Source organism: Tepidibacter hydrothermalis, from assembly GCF_029542625.1.
Classification (GTDB): Bacteria; Bacillota; Clostridia; order Peptostreptococcales; family Peptostreptococcaceae; genus Tepidibacter_A; species Tepidibacter_A hydrothermalis.
In genome coordinates this window covers 2,071,257-2,091,809 of record NZ_CP120733.1, presented here as the reverse complement: position 1 = coordinate 2,091,809, position 20,553 = coordinate 2,071,257, and the positions used below count along the sequence as shown (strand labels likewise).

Sequence of the window (20,553 nt, the reverse complement as noted above, 5' to 3'; positions counted from 1 at the left end):
TAAGTAGTAATCTTAGTAACGATAAATTTTCATATATTCACAAAAATAAAATGATAAAATAAGAGAGAGGTGAGAAAATGAAGAATAAGATAATTAGTAAAATTAAGAAACTATTTGCTTTAAGTGAAAGCTCAAATGAACATGAAGCCAAGTCAGCATTAATTAAAGCTCAAGAGCTTTTAATAAAACATAAACTTTCGATTAAAGAAATTAAGGAATATAAAAATACAAAAATAAATGTAATAGAGAATAAGACAAATGTAAGTTTTACTAAAGCAAAATGGAAAGGTAGATTAGCTTACGTTATAGCAGAAAATTTTGGATGTTATAGTTATTTTAAAACAAGAAGAAAAAATACAGTTGCTTTTATGGGAAAAGATGAAGATGTAACAGTATGCACTATTGTTTTAGAGTATGCTATTGATTGTATAAATAATACTGTAAAAAAGCTAAGACCACAATATTATAAGAAATATAATACAACTAAAGGATTAGAAAATGATTATGCTCTAGGATTCATAGATGGGTTAGAAACTGCATTTGAAAAACAAAAAATATCTAATCAAGAATGGCGTCTAGTACTAGTTAAAGATCAAGCTGTAATTGATAGATATAACGATATGAAATTTAAGGGAAGTATAAATACTGGTACAAATTTTAAGGGATTTAACCAAGTCTATAAGCAAGGTGTGGAAGATGGAGAAAAATTCAGCATAACTGATAAAATTGCAGAGGGAGAAGAACAAATACTTGAGTTAAATGATTAATAATATATCGGTAAATTGAGTAATTAAAAATGAATAGAAATTATAGATTAGTCAAAATTAATCTTTTGATTCTATATATTTTTCTAAAGCTCTAAAAATTATGTACACAAGTTGACAAGTGATTTTCCATAATATCAAAAATAAATAGAAACTTACTAAAGAACCAATGAATCCTAAGAAAATATTAGGTTTGGATGTGAAAGTAAAGTATCCTGGATTTTGAGATGGAACTTTAACTGTAGCAGGAAAAGTTATTGCAATAAACTTTCCTATAAAAAAACTAGGAGGGATTAAGAAAAAAATTCCTATATCAAATAAATTTTCTATTAGGTTAAAAGCATTATCTGGTTTGAATCTTAAAAATTTATTATTCATATGGATTCTCCTTTATACAAAAGTTATAACCAAATAATACCATTAATAAAAAGAATTATCAATAGGGTGGTGTCATTTTACTAGATAGTATTAATGCAAAAGATTAGTATGCCATGGCAAGTAAAAAGACAAGGAAAGTTAACAAATATAAGAGAAAATTTAACTATATTAACAACTGGAAAGAATCAGAAAATTAAGAAATGTATTTCTTGGGAAATAAAAAATAACACCATACAAAGGTGTTATTTTTAACGGGAAGGTTGACCTATATAAAAAGATAGGGTCTAGGAGTAAGTATACTGGGAATGGTAGCAGAATTTTAGTCTTTCAAATTGAAGAAATGGAGAATAACCAATAGACTCTAAAAAATAGATGAAGCTTTTAATTGGATTATAGTCATAAGACTATCTCTTTTTTTCTTTTGAAAAAATATTATTCTATAATCTCAATAATCATCGTATTATTGTTTTTGTATATATTTATAGTTTCTGTCTTATATTTTTTTCTTAATTCTTTAGCTAATGCATCTTCTAATTCATTTATAGTTTTACATTCGTATTTAATTAGATTTTCTTTTACATCGTATTTTTTATAAAATACTATCTTTTTCATTTTTAAATGCCCCCTTATCAATATGAAATTAATATAAAAATAAATATATGCAATAGGAATACAAAATAGAACATTAAATAATAGACACACAAAGAATACATTGAAAATATATAATTAACTAAAAAATAAGCGTTGCATTATTAATGAGTGTAATAATTCTGATGTCAGACTGATTATTTTATGCTATACAACACTAAAATATAGTATGTATTTCAAATAGAATGGTGAAAAAAATTAAAGTTGTAAAAAAATACAAGCAAATCAATTTTAACTATTGGAGCTTATTTATTTTAGGTTAGAAAGTATTATGAAAGGAATGGTATTACATATGGTTTTAAAAGAAATATATAGATAATGGCTGCTATTGTAGTAAGCGTTAGTATTGGTTTCATTTACTGGAATGTAAATGCTAAACAAATAATGTATAGTGAGTTATATGAAGTTCATGAATTAATACCTTAAACAAGTCAATACTACTATATATAATAAATATAGGAGGTATTGGAATGAAAGATGTAAATGCAGGAGGAAAATTTTCTATATTTAGTGGGATTTCCAACTTAATAAATAATGCTAGTACTTTAGATGATGATGAATTAGAGTATTTAGAACAAATGGTAGATCATTATATAAACAATCATGGAACACAAGCAGAGTGTTTGCTGGAAACTTTGAGTATGATGAAAAAAAATAGAGATAATTATAAAAGGAGGTAGCTTATTAAGAACTCTTTCATATATTTAGATTATTGCCATGAATAAAAAAATACATATATAAATAAAAATACACTAATGATAATGTAAGTAGTATATTTTATATAACAGAGTTACATACAACATACCCTGAGGATTGTATTTAATAATTAAGAAGGTGAGGCTTTTGAATATATATGAGAATTGATTGATTTGAAGAGATTGAAGGGAGAGTATTGATTAGTTGCTATGGCTTTTTATTTTTTTGAAAAAGGTAAAATATTTAGTAATATATAAAAAATAGTTTATATATTTCACAAAATATAATAAAATATAATAATAAAAAAATATAAAAGTTATAAGGTGAATAGGGAATGAAAAATAATATAAAAGAATTTTATCTGGATTTTTTAAATGGACATAGCTATATAATGGTAGATACAAAAAAAAATATAGTATATGAAAAGCCTTCTGGTATATGGCAAAAAGATGATTTTGAGCTTTTTCATAAATTATATAAAGAAAAAGTTATACCTTTGTTAAAAGGAGAACGCTTTGCTATATGTAATAATGCTGTGTACTATAAAATTTCTTTGATAGAAGAAGAAATAAAAAAACATAATGAATGGCTTGCACAAAATAATTTAGCAAAAGTAGTTTTAGTAGTAGGTGGACATGTCGAAAAAAGAGAGCACTTAGAAGAAGTTAAAAATAATTTGGAACCTAAAATTGTAAATACTTTACAAGCAGCAGAAGAGTGGTTAAGGGAACAAGGATTTTGAAAATATACCTTTACATTTCTAAAGGGTATAAATTAAAGTGTATGAACTTCAGAAAAGTAGTTTTTTATCTTTAAAATACATAAAAAAAGGCTGGTTTAAGATATGCTTAAAACCAGCTTTTTTTTAGTTAATAATGAAAAATTTAGTAGTTATAGCTGGAATGAATATTCGCAAAATTAAGAAAAGATAAATATTTCTCAGGAAATAATATATATTAAATTTAAATCGTTTAGAGATAAGCAAAAGAAAGTATTAATATGGTGGAATAAAAACACATTCTATACGGAATAATATGAAACATTAAAAAATTCTTAATAAGTAGAAGCTAAAAAAATTTTGTTTATTGACAAAAAAATACAAATACTGATATAATTTCATTATTGCGAAAATATTTTGCGGAAAATTTAATAGTGATTTGAAAAAGGCACATCTATTGAAAAGTAGAGTCGCAAAGCTATGGGTCTAAGGGATTAATAATCCTATGATTGCCAGGTTGCCAAAATATGTTTTTATTCATATGTACAATAACAAGTTGCAATATAACAGAATTAAGGTTATATTATAATTTGTTATTGAGCTGAGTAAAAAATTATGTAATATTATAAAAATATTATGGCATCTGTTGTTTTATAGGAGCTGTAATATTTTTTTGTTTTACAAAAAATTATATAATTTTAAAATTATGTATAACATTGATTAAAAAACATAAGCATGGATTATTTTTGAGCAACGCAAACCATTAGGTATCGTTGAAGACAAAAGCTATACATTAGCATGAAGCGAATTTTTTATAAATGAAAATTATAATGTTCAAATGGAGTTAAGGAGGTGTAATATATGATAGACAATAAAATATGCTTTATTATTTTATTTAGTTCAGTGATAATGTTAATCAATATAATACAATATAGAAAGGTATTAAAACATTCTCTATTTTTTAATAATAAAACAATAAAAATATCTTTATTGATTAAGTTTAATCTAATGATGATGATAATTTTCTTTGTGGGGTATATAGTAGTAGCTGGATTTGTTATCAATCATATTTATATTAAAAATTTGCTAATTGCAGTTATATTTTTAGGGGGATCAGTTTTTGTTTTTAGTGTAATAATAGTACAAATTAGACTGAGTGAAATTGGACATAAAATATATAGTTTTGATACAGTTAAAGCTTTAGTCAATACAATTGAAGCTAGAGATCCTTATACTAGAGGGCATTCACAACATGTTGCTAATCTTTGCATATGTATATATGAACATTTACCTAAACTTTATAGTATGAAAATAAATAAAGATATGTTAAAATATGCAGGGTACTTGCATGATATAGGGAAAATAGGAATTCCAGAACATATACTTCAAAAAAAAGGTAAATTAACTTATGAAGAATATGAAACTATGAAGACTCATCCTATAATGGGAAAAAATATTATCAAAGCAAATGTTCTTTTTGCAAAAATAAGTGATTGGGTATATTATCATCATGAACATATAGATGGTAACGGATACTTTGGGATAAAAGGTAATGATATTCCAATAGAGTCTAAGATTATAGGTATTGCAGATTGCTTTTCAGCATTAGTTACAGATAGAGTGTATAGAAAAGGTAAAACCTATGAAGAAGCAATAAAAATTATGAACGATGTTTCTGGAACGCAATTAGACTCAGAAATTCTTGATACATTTATGAACATAGACATAACAAAAATAGAACAATGTAAACCTAGTTCATTGTAACTAATATTATACATATTGAAATTCCTTTACAATATAAGTAAAATGCAAAAATCTTATTTCTGATAAATTCATTTCTAATATCAGTACTTCAATCCTAGATATATAAATTTCACCAAAATATATTATTAATTTATGAGTATATATTATTTTTTATATATGATTTTTAGTTGCGTAAATTAAAAATAAAATATATATATAATTAATATTTAAAAATGCATAAAAATATAGACGGTTATGTCGAAGTGTAGTATAATCTAGGTATGAAGTCCCGATTTTACAATGAAAAGCAAATATATAAACGATACTAGCAAACTTATCGAAAGATAAGGACGCAAAGACATGGGTCTAAGGGATTATAAATCCTATGATTGCCAGTTTGCCGAAACATATATTATATAAAAAAGTGTTAAAGCAAAGGTGTCTATTATTCGTAGGCATCTTTTGTTTTTTTATTAACTAACTTTTATTTTTTTAAAAAGATAGAAGTAATAACTAAAAATCTAAAAGGGAAAATTGCATTTAACAAATCTATGATATTGGAGGAATGACGTATGAAGAAAATATTAAAATTTAGAAATAATTCTATATCATTTAAAATTATAACAACAACTTTAATTGTATTTTTAGCAACAATATCAATATTAGCTGGAGTTTCTTTAAGTAGTATAAAAAAAGAAATGATAAAAGAGACGGAAAAAATAGGAATGGAATTAGTCAAAGAAATGGCTAATGAAATGGAAACTAGTAAGATAGCTTTAAATCAGATGGAATATCTTTTAGGAGATAAAATAAAAACTGTAGGTGAAATGATAGGTCAAAATCCTAATATGTCTAATGAAGTTTTAGTAAAAATATCAGAACTTACAGGAGTATCAGAGATAAGTATAGCTGATTCAAAAGGATTAACATTATATTCAAATTTTGAAGAATATGTAGGAACTTACTATCCAGAAGATCATGCTGTACAAGCTATACTAAAAGGTAAAGAAAAAGAAGTAATTGAAGAAGTAAGAAAAAGTCAGGATTCAGATGACTATTACAAATATGGAGCGATAGCTTTAGAAAATGGTGGTTTTGTTCAAGTGGGGATATCAGGAAATAAAATACAAGAACTAAAATCATCAATGAATATTCAAAGAAAAGTTGAGAAAATAGCAGAAAAAGAAGGTATTGTATTTGCTCTTGTAATAGATAAGAATTTAAAAGCAGTCGCTCATAGTAATAAAGATAGAATAGGAATAGATTTGACTGATGAAGGAAGTAAAACCGCAGCTGTTAAAGGTAAGGAGTATGCATCAAAATATGATTATCAAGGACAAGAAGTTTATGATGTGTTGGTTCCATTGTATGAAGATGGAACACATATAGGAGCTGTAGATATAGGACTATCTATGAAACAGATAAATAATGCAATAAAAATTCTCTTAGTAAAAACTATAATCATAGCTATTATTTCTTTTATAGTTGGAGGAATTATACTAGCATTATTAATAAAAAAGATAACAAATCCATTAAAAGAATTCGTAGAAGTAGCAAATAAAGTTTCAAATGGAGATTTAACACAAGATATAGATATTAAAAGTAAAGATGAAGTAGGAATATTGGCAGATAGCTTTAATAAAATGATAAATAATTTAAGAAATATAACAAGCAAAATTCAAGATGTTGCATTAAATGTATCGTCATACTCTCAGGAACTATTTTCAGCAGCTGAGCAGGCTTCAACAGTTTCAGAGCAAATAGCTATATCAACTCAGGATGTAGCAGATGGAGCAGAAAAACAAGTTAAATCAGCAACACTAGTTTCAAATAATATAAAAGAAGTAGCACATAATATAGAAAAAATTAATGATGAAATTAATGATGTAGTAGATAATGCAGATAATACAAGTAAATTAGCATCAGATGGTAGAGAAAAAATGAATAGTATGATAAAGCAGATGAATGCAATTAAAGATAGTGTGAATTATACATCTAATATAATGCATGAATTCGGAAAAACATCTGATGAAATAGGAAATATAGTGCAAGTTATAAATAATATAGCAGATCAAACCAATTTACTTGCACTCAATGCAGCGATTGAAGCTGCTAGAGCAGGTGAGTCTGGAAGAGGATTTGCAGTAGTAGCTGATGAAATAAGAAAGCTTGCTGAAGAGTCAATTAAATCATCAGATAATATAAAAAAATTAATAGATAAAACTCAAGAAAATACTAAAAAAGCTATTGTATCAATAGAAGAAGGTAATAAAGAAGCTGAAAAAGGGGAAGTAGTTGTAAAAGAAGTAGGAATTTCTTTAAAAGAGATAATACAAGGATTTGATTTAACAAAAAATAAATTAGATATAGCAAATAAAAACATATTAGAAGTAAATAAAACTACAGAGAATATTGTTAATTTAGTAGATGAAATAGAGACTATTTCAGAAGAATCTGCATCAAATACAGAAGAAGTAGCAGCTTCAAGTGAAGAACAATCTGCAACTATAGAAGAAATAACTAGATCTGTAGAAGAATTAGCAAATATGTCAAGAGAACTTGAAGAAATTATACAGGTATTCAAGTTGAATTAACCTCTAATTACAGTACAACTTAAGCGAAGTTCAAAACCACGAATATTATGTCGTGGTTTTTTATTACATATTTTTAGAATAAATAAGGATTATGTGTAGTATTTACTAATGAAATTATAAAAATTACCGATAAATTTATTACTATAAATATTTATGAAAAGATAATTTGAAAAATAGGTATGATAATCCAAGGAAGGAATAGTAATTTATGAAATACAGAATTATGATTATAGAAGATGATATATCTATTGCTGAGCTACTATCATCACATATAGAAAAATACGGTTATGAAAGTATGATAGTAGATAATTTTGAAAATGTTATGCTGAATTATCATGAGTTTCAGCCTCACCTTGTGTTAATTGATATTAATCTTCCTAAATATGATGGATATGTTTGGTGTAAAGAAATTAGAAAAATATCCACATGTCCCATTATATTTATTACTGCCCGTGAGGGAAAGATGGATCAAATTATGGCGTTAGAAAATGGAGCAGATGATTATATAACAAAACCATTTTTTTATGAAATAGTAATTGCAAAAATAAAAAGTCATATAAGGCGCTGTTATGGTATATATGTAACACCAATACAAGAAAGAAAAATTGAGCTAAATGGATTAATTTTATATCCCGAAAGACTAGAAATAACATTTAATAAAAATAAAATCATACTTACGAAGAAAGAAGCGATTTTAGCAGAAGTATTTATGAAAAAGTACCCAAATGTTGTTAGTCGTGAAATACTTTTAAATAAATTATGGGATGATATAAATTTTGTAGAAGAAAACACTTTAAATGTAAATGTTACTCGATTAAGAAAAAGATTGATAGAACTGAGTATTGAAAATGCAATAGAACCAGTAAGAGGAATAGGATATAGATTAAATATAACTTGGAGGAATGAATAATGAAGCTTTTTTTTAAAGAACAGCTAGCTTTGTTTGTTTTATACTTTTCAAATATGTTTTTCTTAGTTATAATGTATTACTTTATCGGTGGATTTGAGAAAAGTGAAAATCTGCTTTACTTTCTGTTTGTAAGTTTATTTCTTTTAATTTGTTATTCAGTATATAGATATTTTACAAATAGAAGATTTTATAAGAAATTAAGTGAATTGTCTTCTAGTTTAGAGACACCTATAGCGGACATAGGAAATTCGTGTCTTGATGAAGCGTTGAATAAACTACTGAAAAATCAGTTTAGTTTATTTCAAGAACAAATACATAATTACGATAGAAAGCAAAAAGAGCACTTGGTATTTATTAATCAGTGGGTTCATCATATGAAAACACCATTATCTGCAATACAGCTTGTTGCTCAGGAAAATGAATATGAACCGTATATGGCAAATATACAACAAGAAATTGATAGTCTTAACAGAGGCTTAAATATGGCACTATATATGGCAAGACTTGATTCTTTTCAAAATGATTTTTATGTTGAAACAATAGACTTGAGAACTGTAGTTACAAAAGCTATTAATGAATTAAAAGGATTGTTTATTAGTAAGGGCATTTTTCCTCAAATATTAATTAAGGATAAAGTTTTAATACAGTCAGATAGCAAATGGTTGATATTTATACTTCAACAGTTGCTAACAAATGCGATTAAATATTCTGGTGAAAGAAACAAAAAAATTACAGTTCAAGCTTATAAACAAAATAAAAATATTATATTAGAAGTCAAAGATCAGGGAGTAGGTATTCCTAAAAAAGATATAAAAAGAGTATATGAGGCATTTTATACTGGTGAAAATGGAAGAAGATTTGGTGAATCTACTGGAATGGGATTATACCTTGTAAGGCAGTCATGCAAAAGACTTCAACATAGAGTTGAGCTAGAATCCGAGGTGGACGTAGGTACGATAGTAAGAATAATATTTTAAAGTATTACACTGATGTAATGTTTATAAAAGACTAATGATGAATGACAGAAAGGATATTGTTATATGGAAATTTTAAAGGTAAAGAATGTTTATAAAATATATGAAGGTAAAGTTCCTTTTCGTGCGTTGAATGATATTAATCTAACAGTTGAAAAGGGAGATTTTGTAGGGATAATGGGCCCATCAGGAAGTGGAAAAACTACCTTATTAAATGTAATTTCTACTATTGATTCACCAACATCAGGTGAAATATTATTAAATAATAAAAATCCACATACTCTTAAATATTCTAAACTAGCACTATTTAGACGAAGAGAACTTGGATTTGTATTTCAAGACTTTAACTTAATGGATACCTTAACTATTGGGGAAAATATAGTACTTCCATTAACTTTAGATGGACATAAAGTATCTTATATGGACGAAAGATTAAATGAAGTAGCACAACAACTCGGGATTAAAGAAATATTAAACAAAAGAATATTTGAAGTTTCAGGGGGACAAGCTCAACATGCAGCTATTGCTCGTGCTATTATTCACTCACCATCCATTCTGCTTTCGGATGAGCCAACAGGAAATTTAGATTCCAGATCTTCAAAGAATGTTATGGAATTGTTTGAAAATATCAATAGGAATAATGGAGCAACGATCATGATGGTAACTCATGACCCTTTGGCCGCAAGTTATTGTAATAGAGTTATTTTTATTAAAGATGGTGAACTATTTAATGAGATTCATAGAGGAGACAGTAGAGAAAAATTTTATCAGAATATTATAGATGTATTGTCACTGCTCGGAGGAGAAAATAATGAATTTTCGGCAGTTCGCATTAAATAATATAACAAGAAATTTTAAAGCATATCTTGCTCATTTTTTAAGCAGCGCTGTTTCTATTATGTTTTTTTTTCTTTTTGCTATAAATATCTTTCATCCTAAGTTATGGGAGTTAGGTAGTGAGGGCGTATATATGACAATCATTACAGGTGAAATAGTTATTTTTATATCTTCTTTTCTTTTTATACTGTATTCCGCAAGTATATTTGTGAAAGTAAGATATAAGGAATTTGGAGTTTTAATAATTCTTGGAATGTCTAAAAAACAATTTAATAGACTAATAGTTCTAGAAAATATAATTATAGGTTTCCTTTCACTTACAACAGGAATAATAATAGGATTGGTTTTTTTGAAGTTTTTTCTAATAATATCAGAAAAAATAATAGCTATAGGGCCATTAGATTTTTATTTTCCTATAAAAGCAATTTTATTTACAATTATATCTTTTTGTATTTTATTTTTAATAATTTCCTTATGTATCCCATTATTACTTCGTACAAAGGAAATAAATGACTTACTTAGAGATTCTAGTACAATATATGAAGAAATGAAGTTCTGTAAAACGATATTTATTTTATCGATTTTAATGTTAGGTTTTGTATATAAGCTTTTTAATAAATTTAGTAATCAAATTTTATTTATTATGGGTATTACTACTATTGGATCGTTCTTATTTTTTTCTCAGTCCAGTATTATTGTAATTGAAATGTTAAAAAAGAGAAGAAACTTTTATATGAATAAAGTAAATATGATGTGGATATCTAACTTATCATATAGTAGAAAAATTAATGTGAGAGTGATTTTTTTAGTAGGTATTCTTTTAACAGTAACTTTTACATCAATAGGTACTTTATATGCAGCAAAATTTACAATAAAAGATGATGTAGTTAGTGATTATCCAATGCAGTTTGCTTATTTATCATTACCAGGAAACAATAAAGAACGGCAACATATTAAAATTATTGAAGATTATCTCAATAATGATGGATTTAAGTTTAAAAAATATACAGCAGTTATTTTACATCAGCAAATCCATGACAAAGAAGGAAATTATATTATAAAGCTTTCAGAGTATAATCATATCGCCACTGCTTTAAATATGAAAAATATTAGATTAAAAGAAAATGAGGCTTATATATTACAATTGCCATATAAATCTGAGGGAAATATAGATAAGCTTTCAAGAAGTGAAAGCTTTTTTTTAAACAATAGAAATATTATTTTAACAAGAATAGGCATAGCAGATAAAAATATTTTTGAGTGTTTTTTATCTAATAGATTAATAGTAGTAAAGGATAATACATTTAACACTATTGAGCATATTGGCAACAAAAATACTTATTATGGATTTCAAGTTCAAGATTGGGAAAAGACAGCGGGTATTGGTGATTATATTTATGAAAAATTGTATACGCCAGATAATAATTTATTCGTTTTTCCAAATGATAATCCATTTGTTTTTATAGGAGCTGCATCTATATTTGAAAATGAAAAAGAAGCTTTGAGATTATGGTTTTATATATGTTTCTTTATAGGGACTATATTTTTCATTGCAGCAGCAAGTTTCTTATATTTTAGAATTTATGTGATTTTAAATCAAAAAAAAGAACAATATAGAAATATTTCAAAAATTGGAGTAACAATAGAAGAAATAAAAAAAGCATCTACTATTCAAATAGCTATACTATTTTTTACATCATATATAATTGCAAGTGTTCATACATATTTTTTTATTGAAATAATTGGATTATGCAAAGGGGCATCTTCAAAAGTGCTTACAGTACTATTTATTTTCTTTGTTATTCAGTTTATATACTTTTTAATAATACGCTTGCAATATATTAAACATTTATCACGATATATTTTCACTGATTGGAGGTGAGGAAATGAAATTTTATAACTTGGCTCTAAATAATGTGAAAAGAAATTTTAGAAGGTATTTAGGTTATTTTATAAGTTGTGTTATTTCTACTATAGTTTTCTTTTTCTTTGCCATATATCTATTTCACCCCAATTTATCCCAGCCAGGTACAAATTTATTATTCTGTGTAACAGTTATAGCTGAATTTGCCATTTTTATCTTTTCTTTTATCTTTGCTATTTATTCACTATATGTATTTGTGAAAGCAAGAAGTAAAGAATTTTCAATTTTTATGATTCTTGGGATGTCTAAAAAGCAATTTAATAGATTGATTTTTTTAGAAATTTCAATTATAGGGTGGGGTTCGATCATAATAGGTATAATTTTAGGAGTGATTTTTTCGAATTTTTTTCTCGTAGCATCAGAAAAAATTATGATAAACGATTCATTGTATTTATATTTACCTTTAAAAGCAATTGTATTTACAATTATAGCATTCTTAATTTTATCTTTACTAATTTCATTGAGTATTCCAGTTTTGATTCGAAGAAAAAAAATAATTTTTCTGCTTAGACAATTGAATGAAGGAGATAGAGAAATAAAGTTTTCTAAATTCATGTCTGTTTTATCAATTTTATTGTTGTGTATTGGATATTTAATAGCTATCTCAAATAGGGTTGAGTTTTTAAGTGATTTTTTGAATGTGATTTTTCATAAAAAAAGAAACCAAATTTTATTCCTTACAATCACTGCTATTATAGGAACATATTTATTTTTTTCTCAGTTCACCATATTTGCAATTGAAATATTAAAGAAGAAGAAAAGCTTTTATATGAAAAAAGTTAATATGATATGGATAGCTGATTTAGGTTATAGCATGAGAAGAAATTCCATAACACTTTTTTTAGTTACTATACTTTCAACACTAACTTTTACATCTATATCTATTTTATATTTAATAAATGATGGAGTAAATGATAATATAATTAATAATTATCCAATGCAATTTGTTTATTTATCGTTACCAGGTAATGAGGGAGAACAACAGGATATTAAGACAATTGAAGAGTGTTTTTATAAGGCAGGATTTAAATTTAAAAAATATACAGCAATTATTTTACGACAACAAACTGATGATAAAAAAGAAATTTATATTGTAAAGCTTTCAGACTATAATAAGCTTATTTCTGGTTTAAATATGAAAAATATTTACTTAAATAAAAATGAATCGTATATAGTAGAGTATTCTTATAAAACTGCTGATGATATAGATAAACCTTTAAGTGACATAACATGGTCTTTAAACAATGAAAAGGTTATTTTAAGGAGTATAGGTGCAGCAGATAAAAATATTTTTATGCGTTTTTTATTTTCTACAATAATAGTAGTAAATGACAATACATTTAAAACTATTGAAAATAATGGGCATAAAAATAATTATTATGGATTCAAGATAGAAGAGTGGGAAAAGACTGGAGATACTGTTGATTATATTTATAAAAAAATCAATAAAAAATATAGCAGATCATTTATTGCTATTGGAGCTGGACATATATTTAAATATGAAAAAGAACATTGGACAGTATGGTTTTATGTTTGTTTTTTTATTGCAATTATACTTTTTATTTCAGCTGGAAGTTTTTTGTATTGTAGATTTTATACAGATTTAAATCAACAAAAGGAAAAATATAAGGGGGTTTCAAAAATTGGAATAACATTAGATGAAATGAAAAAAGTAGCTACTATTCAAATAGCTATGCTATTTTTTATACCATATATATTTGCAAGTATACACACGTGTTTTTTTCTTCAAATGTTTGAGTTATTTCAAGGATTAGATTTAAAATTGATTGGCGTGCTACTTAGCTTTTTTGTAGTTCATTTTATGTATTTCTTAATAATTCGATCACGTTATATTAAGTATTTATCAAGGTTCATTATATAATAATAAACTAATAAATTTTCAAATAGAAAAGTTTAGCTATGAGGAGATGACAGAAATGAGTTTTTGGGAGTTTGCTTTAAATAGGATAATAAGAAATTCTAAAATTTACCTTTTTCATTTTTTTAGTGGCGTTATTGCTAGTATGATTGTTTTTTCTTTTTTCATATATAGATTTCACCCAAATTTAATAAAGGCAAATATGAATTCATTAGTATCTTTAATGAGTATAGCTGAAATAATAATTTTTATTTTTTCTTTTTTATTTATATTGTATTCTATAAATACATTTGTAAATGTGAAAAGTAAAGAATTTGGAGTCTTAATGGTTCTTGGAATGTCAAAAAAACAATTGGATATTTTAATATTTTTACAAAACTTAACTATATGCTTTCTTGCTGTGATAACGGGAATGATTTTAGGAGGAATTTTTTCGAAGTTTTTTCTATTAGCATCACAAAAAATTAAAATTACTAACTCATTACATTGTTATTTGCCTATAAAAGCAATTATATATACAGTAGTATACTTTTGTATTTTATTTTTTATAATTTCATTGTGTATTCCATTTTTACTTCGAACAAAACAAATAAATGCTCTCATCAGGGAAGAAAATAAAAAAGATAAACAAATAAAATTTTCTAAAATAATGTCTATTTTATCTGTTTTGTTATTATTCAGTGGATACTTAATGGCTTTTTCTAAGAAATTTAAAATTTCACTTATGGTTATTATTATTACTATTGGCACGTTTTTGTTTTTTTCTCAGTTTAGTATTTTTGTAATTGAAATACTAAAAAAGAGAAAAAGCTTTTATATGAAAAAAGTTAATATTATATGGATATCTGATTTGGAATATAACATTAGAAATAATGCTATAATGTTTTTTTTAGTAACTATTCTTTCAACAGTGACTTTCACATCAATAGTCTCCTTATATGCAATAAATAGTACAGTAAAAGATGATATAGTTAGGACTTGTCCAATTCCGTTTGTCTGTGCATCTCTATCAGGTAACAATAAAGAGCAACAAGATATTAAATCTATTGAAGATTCTTTTAATGATGGTGGGTTTAAACTTAAAAAACTTTTATATGAAAAAATTAATAAAGAACCTAAAAATTCATTTTTTGTATATAAACTTGAACATGAAAAAAAAGAATGGAGAGAATTGATTTATGTATGGATATTTATTGCAGTTATACTTTTTATTGGAGCAGGAAGTTTCTTATACCTTGGACTTTATGCAACTTTGAATCAAGAAAAGGAAAAATATATAAGGATTTCGAAAGTTGGATTAACACCGGAAGAAATGGGGAAAGCAGCTACTATTCAAATAGCTATATTATTTTTTACACCCTATATAATGGCAGCTATTCATACATGCTTTTTTATTGCAAGGCTTGGATTATTTCAGGGGTTAGCTTCAAAGTTGTTTACAGTACTATTTATATTTTTTGTCATTCAGTTTATATATTTTTTGATAATTAGATCAAGATACATTAAGTATTTATCAAGGTTCATCATATAATAATATATTAATAAATTTTCAAATAGAAAAGTTTAGCTACGAGGAGGTGACAGAAATGAGTTTTTTGCAGTTTGCTTTAAATAATATAAAAAGAAATTTTAGGATTTACTGTACTTATTATTTTAGTAGTGCAATTTCTGTTATGTTTTTTTTTATATTTGCTACATACGTATTTCATCCAAGTATAGTATATCTAAACAGTGATCCACTAAGCTGGGGTATGGTTTATACACAAATACTGATTTTTGTTTTTTTAATTCTGTTTGTATTTTATTCAGCAAATATAATTTTGAAAATAAGAAGGAAAGATATTGGAATTCTGATGATTCTAGGTATATCAAAAACTCAACTTAAAATTTTATTTTTCTTTATAAATATGATTATTGGAGCTTTTTCAATTGTAACAGGAATAATTATAGGATTGGTATTTACAAAGTTCTTTTTATTATTATCAGAAACAATAATAGGTACAGATACACTGTGTTGTTATTTTTCGATAAAACCAATTATGTTAACTGTAATAACTTTTTTTATACTGTTTTTTATAAGTTCATTGACAATTCCATTTTTTTTAAGAATGAGAAAAGTGAATAGTCTATTAAAAGAATCTACTATAGGGGATATAGAAATAAAATTTTCTAAAGTATTGTCTATTTTATCTATATTACTCATAGTGATTGGATATTTTATGGCTGCCTTTAGAAAATTAGATACTGTAAATGATTTTTTATATACAATTACTGATTCTATTGGTGTTCAAATTTTATTTCTTTTTGTAATTATAACTATTGGAACTTTCTTTTTTTTCTCACAGCTTAGCATATTTATAATTGAAAAATTAAAAAAGAAAAGAAGATTTTATATGAAAAAAATCAATATTTTTTGGATATCAGATTTAGCATATCGTATAAGATACAATGCAAGAGTACTTTTTTTAGTTACTATGCTTTTAACAGTAACATTTAGTTCAATAACTTCTTTTTATGCAATGGAAACTATAGTAAAAGATAAGAGAATAAAAGAGTATTCAATAGCCTTTAGTTATGTATCATTGCCGGGCAATAAAAATGAACAGCAACATATTGAAGAAATAGAAGACTTTCTTAAAAAAGATGGATTTGAGTTTAAAAAAAATACATCAGTGATATTGAGACATGATATTGATGATAAACAAGAAATTTATATTATGAAACTTTCTGAGTATAATGAGATTGCAGATGTTTTAGGTATGAAAAATGTTAGATTAAAAGAAAATGAAGCATATTTAATACCAGATAAATATTATTATAATAATAATAAAACAAATTCATTTGTTACCAGTAAAATTTTCTATTTAAATAATGAAAGGATTATACTAAATAATGTTGAAACAGCAGAAAAAAATATTTTTCCTATTCATTTGCATTTTAGAGCAATTGTAGTAAATGATTATATATTTAAAACAATTCAAAATACTAGTGAAATAAATACTCATTATTCGTATAAAATTTCAAAATTGAAAAAAATTGGATGTATCGCACAGCAGCTTTATAGAAAATTTAATAAACAAGTAGGAGATCCATTTTACTTTTTTGCAGCCTCATATGGATTGGAAACTGAAACAGAACTGTGGGAGATATTACTGTATCTATCCTTATTTACTGGAGTTATGTTCTTAAGTGCAGCTGGAAGTTTGTTATACTTAAGATTTTATATATCATTAGATCAACAAAAGAAAAAATACTATGCTATTTCAAAGATTGGAATAACAATTGAAGAAATGAAATTAGCAACTACTATTGAGATAGGTATAATAATTTTTGTGCCATATATATGTGCATGTATTCACACATGCTTTTTTATAAAAACATTAGAAATAATTTTTTTAAAATCGTTTACGTTACAGATGAGTGCAATACTATTTGCCTTCTTTGTAGTTCAGTTTATTTATTTTTTAATAATTCGATCCAGGCATATACGAGAATTATCAAGAGCTATTTTATAATAATAAATTTTTAATAGAAGTGTTTTAGCAACTAGGAGGTGACAGAAATGAATTTTTGGCAGTTTGCTTTAAATAATGTAAAAAGAAACTTTAAAACTTATTTTGCTTATTATTTAAGTAGTGCAATTTCAGTTATGATTTTTTTTACATTTGCTATATATATTTTTCATCCAAGTATATTATATCCAAATAGGAATTCATTAAGTTGGGCAATGGATTATGCGGAAATGGTAATTTTTATATTTTCTATTATGTTTATATTTTATTCAGTAAATACATTTTTGAAAATAAGAAGAAAAGAATTTGGAGTTCTAACAATTATTGGAATGTCTAAAAGACAATTTCATTTTTTAATATTTCTTGAAAATATTATTATAGGATTTCTTTCAATTATAACAGGAATAATTGTGGGTCTGGTTTTCACAAAGTTATTATTGTTATTATCAGAAAAAATTATAGGTATGAGCTTCTTGCCCTTTTATTTTCCTACAAAAGCAATTATGTATACGGTTATAATGTATTTTCTTTTGTTCTTTATAATTTCATTACTTACTCCATTTTTACTTCGAATAAAAAATATAAATACTTTAATTAAAGAAAGGAATAGAGTAGATATAGAAATAAAATATTCTAAAGCATTGTCGATTGTATCCATTTCACTAATGTTTAGTGGATATTTTATGGCTGCTTTTAGAGAATTAGAATACATAAATAATTTTTTATATATATTAAGTGAAACTGTTGCTGTTCAAATTATATTTATTTTTGTAATTATAGCTATTGGAACCTTCTTTTTTTTCACGCAGTTCAGTATATTTATAATTGAAAAATTAAAAAATAAAAGAAGATTTTATATGAAAAAAATTAATATTCTTTGGATATCTGATTTAGAGTATCGTATAAGATATAATGCACGAGTTCTTTTCTTAGTTACTATGATTCTAACAATAACTTTTATTTCAATAACTTCTTTCTATGTAATGAACACAATAGTAAAAGATGAAATAATAAAAAAATGTTCAATATCATTTGTTTATCTATCATTGTCAGGAAATAATAAAGAACAAAAACATATTAAAGAGATAGAAGACTCTCTTAAAAAAGATGGATTTGAGTTTAAAAAATATACATCAACAATTTCAAAACAAATTACAGATGACAAACAAGAAATTTATATTATAAAACTTTCTGAGTATAATGAGATTGCACCTGTTTTCAATATGAAAAAAGTTAGTTTGAAAGAAAATGAAATTTATTTAGTACCTTACTCATATGATTATGATGTTAAAAGAGATGAATTTTTAAACAGTAAAACTTTGTCTCTAAACAATGGAAATATTATTTTAAATAATGTTGGAATGACTAATGGAAATATATTACCAGCTCATCTTTTTTTTAAGACAATAATAGTAAATGATTATATCTTCGAAACAATTAAAAATACTGGTGAAATAAATACTTATTATATATATAAAGTTTCAGATTGGGAAAAGACAGGATATATTGGTCATCAGCTCTCAGAGAAATTTAATAGACAATCTGGAGATCCATTCTATTTTTATTCAACCTCTCAGGGGTTGGAATTTGAAATAGAGTTTTGGAAGATACTGCTGTATCTATCCTTATTTACTGGAGTTATGTTTTTAAGTGTCGCTGGAAGCTTCTTATATCTGAGATTGTATATTACATTAAACCAAGAAAAGAGAAAATATCAAGATATTTCAAAAATAGGATTAACATTAGAAGAAATGAAAAAAGCATCGACTATTCAGATCGGTATAATATTTTTTATACCATATATACTTGCATGTGTTCATACATATTTTTTTATTAAAACATTAGAAATAGTATTTTCAAAATCTTTCACTTTACATTTGTTTATAGTGTTATTTGCATTCTTTGTAGTTCAGTTTATTTATTTTTTAATAATTCGTTCGAAATATATGCGAGATTTATCAAGAACTATTTTATAATAACAAATATAAATTTAATTATAGATGAGAGCACAGATTATATAGTAGTCTGTGCTTATTTTTATAATTATATAGAACTATACAAGATTACATGAATGTAAGGAAAATGTAATCAAAATAGATAGTTCATATAACCTATAAATTCTATAATAAAGATATAAAGAACAACTTAAGAAATTAATATGTAAATGAATGCTTTATAAAAATTATACTCAAGGAGGAAGGTTAAATGCTTGTACTAGGAATAAAACCAGGTGAATTCATTTCTATAAATGAAAATGTTAAAATCAATTTTGTAAAGGTTAAAGAAAACACAATAAGGGTGGCAATCGATGCACCTAAAGAAGTTACAATATTGAGAGAAGGAGTTCAAGATAAAAATATCTTGACTAATATATAGCACTTATGGTTTAATATAGTTAATAAAAATATTAAGGTTAACTTTGCTAACAAGGAATGTTAGTAAAATAATCTAACTTAAAAGAATATTAATATGTATTTCTCAAGGATGAGTTAATATGTGGATCGATTTATTTTAATAGATTGTTCTAGATATTAACTCATCCTTTTTTATTATATTAAAACAAGTCCTAAAAATAGGACAAGACTGATGTTACAAAAGTAGAACGATATTTTATCCAAGGAATGATAATGTATTGTTTGAATTAAAAACTTAAAAACAAATTCTCAAGGAAGAGTTAATGCACAATTAGATTTGTTTTCGCAAATCTGATTATGAATTAACTCTTTTTTTATTACCTAAAAAGGTAATTAGGAGAAAGGTCAGGGAGGATGATTAGATGCTTGTACTAGGAATAAAGACAGGTGAAACAATTACTATCGGTGACAATGTAAAGATAACATTCGTAAAGGTAAAAGAAAATACTACAAGAGTAGCAATCGATGCACCTAGAGAAGTAACGATATTAAGAGAAGGTGTAGAGAATAAAAAGCAAGCAGTAAATGATTAATTCGCTTTGAAAGTCAAAATGACTTTTGA

The 20,553-nt window shown here is 25.2% G+C and carries 17 protein-coding genes and 2 riboswitches; of the genes, 15 read left to right on the top strand and 2 right to left on the bottom strand.

The window, feature by feature from the left end:
• The first annotated feature begins 77 nt into the window (after nucleotides 1–77).
• The gene (locus P4S50_RS09635) at nucleotides 78–767 is read left to right on the top strand and encodes a DUF2786 domain-containing protein (RefSeq protein ID WP_277730570.1); all 690 of its coding nucleotides are present in this window, start codon (nucleotides 78–80) and stop codon (nucleotides 765–767) included.
• A gap of 57 nt (nucleotides 768–824) precedes the next feature.
• Here P4S50_RS09635 and P4S50_RS09630 read toward each other — a convergent pair whose 3' ends face one another.
• A complete protein-coding gene (locus P4S50_RS09630) occupies nucleotides 825–1,142 on the bottom strand; it encodes a hypothetical protein (protein ID WP_277730569.1) in 318 nt (105 codons plus the stop codon).
• A 432-nt stretch (nucleotides 1,143–1,574) separates the two neighbouring features.
• Complete coding sequence (locus P4S50_RS09625) at nucleotides 1,575–1,754, bottom strand: hypothetical protein (protein ID WP_277730568.1); 180 nt, start codon at nucleotides 1,752–1,754, stop codon at nucleotides 1,575–1,577.
• A 506-nt stretch (nucleotides 1,755–2,260) separates the two neighbouring features.
• Here P4S50_RS09625 and P4S50_RS09620 point away from each other — a divergent pair.
• The 14 genes from P4S50_RS09620 to P4S50_RS09555 all read left to right on the top strand — a co-directional run bounded on the left by P4S50_RS09620 (nucleotide 2,261) and on the right by P4S50_RS09555 (nucleotide 20,524).
• Nucleotides 2,261–2,470, top strand: coding sequence for a hypothetical protein (locus P4S50_RS09620; RefSeq protein ID WP_277730567.1), 210 nt, complete (start codon nucleotides 2,261–2,263; stop codon nucleotides 2,468–2,470).
• 350 nt (nucleotides 2,471–2,820) lie between these two features.
• Entirely contained in the window at nucleotides 2,821–3,228 is a 408-nt protein-coding gene (locus P4S50_RS09615; RefSeq protein WP_277730566.1) for a hypothetical protein, read from the top strand.
• A gap of 413 nt (nucleotides 3,229–3,641) precedes the next feature.
• A riboswitch (cyclic di-GMP riboswitch) is annotated at nucleotides 3,642–3,729 on the top strand.
• A gap of 336 nt (nucleotides 3,730–4,065) precedes the next feature.
• Nucleotides 4,066–4,968, top strand: a complete 903-nt coding sequence (locus P4S50_RS09610) for an HD-GYP domain-containing protein (protein ID WP_277730565.1) — start codon at nucleotides 4,066–4,068, stop codon at nucleotides 4,966–4,968.
• 296 nt (nucleotides 4,969–5,264) lie between these two features.
• Nucleotides 5,265–5,352: riboswitch (cyclic di-GMP riboswitch) on the top strand.
• Nucleotides 5,353–5,519: 167 nt separating this feature from the next.
• Nucleotides 5,520–7,541, top strand: a complete 2,022-nt coding sequence (locus P4S50_RS09605) for a methyl-accepting chemotaxis protein (protein ID WP_277730564.1) — start codon at nucleotides 5,520–5,522, stop codon at nucleotides 7,539–7,541.
• Between the two features lie 208 nt (nucleotides 7,542–7,749).
• The gene (locus tag P4S50_RS09600; RefSeq protein WP_277730563.1) at nucleotides 7,750–8,451 is read left to right on the top strand and encodes a response regulator transcription factor; all 702 of its coding nucleotides are present in this window, start codon (nucleotides 7,750–7,752) and stop codon (nucleotides 8,449–8,451) included.
• Entirely contained in the window at nucleotides 8,451–9,428 is a 978-nt protein-coding gene (locus tag P4S50_RS09595; protein ID WP_277730562.1) for a sensor histidine kinase, read from the top strand. Before P4S50_RS09600 ends, P4S50_RS09595 begins: the two co-directional genes overlap by 1 nt.
• 63 nt (nucleotides 9,429–9,491) lie before the next feature.
• Complete coding sequence (locus P4S50_RS09590; protein WP_277730561.1) at nucleotides 9,492–10,265, top strand: ABC transporter ATP-binding protein; 774 nt, start codon at nucleotides 9,492–9,494, stop codon at nucleotides 10,263–10,265.
• 130 nt (nucleotides 10,266–10,395) lie between these two features.
• Complete coding sequence (locus P4S50_RS09585) at nucleotides 10,396–12,144, top strand: FtsX-like permease family protein (protein ID WP_277730559.1); 1,749 nt, start codon at nucleotides 10,396–10,398, stop codon at nucleotides 12,142–12,144.
• Nucleotides 12,145–12,148: 4 nt separating this feature from the next.
• Nucleotides 12,149–14,068, top strand: a complete 1,920-nt coding sequence (locus P4S50_RS09580) for an FtsX-like permease family protein (protein ID WP_277730558.1) — start codon at nucleotides 12,149–12,151, stop codon at nucleotides 14,066–14,068.
• Nucleotides 14,069–14,123: 55 nt separating this feature from the next.
• On the top strand, nucleotides 14,124–15,596 hold the full coding sequence (locus tag P4S50_RS09575) for an FtsX-like permease family protein (RefSeq protein WP_277730557.1): 1,473 nt from the start codon (nucleotides 14,124–14,126) through the stop codon (nucleotides 15,594–15,596).
• Between the two features lie 55 nt (nucleotides 15,597–15,651).
• A complete protein-coding gene (locus P4S50_RS09570) occupies nucleotides 15,652–17,580 on the top strand; it encodes an FtsX-like permease family protein (protein ID WP_277730556.1) in 1,929 nt (642 codons plus the stop codon).
• Nucleotides 17,581–17,627: 47 nt separating this feature from the next.
• A complete protein-coding gene (locus P4S50_RS09565) occupies nucleotides 17,628–19,553 on the top strand; it encodes an FtsX-like permease family protein (RefSeq protein ID WP_277730555.1) in 1,926 nt (641 codons plus the stop codon).
• A gap of 229 nt (nucleotides 19,554–19,782) precedes the next feature.
• On the top strand, nucleotides 19,783–19,953 hold the full coding sequence (locus tag P4S50_RS09560) for a carbon storage regulator (protein ID WP_277730554.1): 171 nt from the start codon (nucleotides 19,783–19,785) through the stop codon (nucleotides 19,951–19,953).
• A 400-nt stretch (nucleotides 19,954–20,353) separates the two neighbouring features.
• Nucleotides 20,354–20,524 (top strand): carbon storage regulator, encoded by a 171-nt coding sequence (locus P4S50_RS09555; RefSeq protein ID WP_277730553.1) that lies wholly within the window; start codon nucleotides 20,354–20,356, stop codon nucleotides 20,522–20,524.
• The last annotated feature ends 29 nt before the right edge of the window (nucleotides 20,525–20,553 follow it).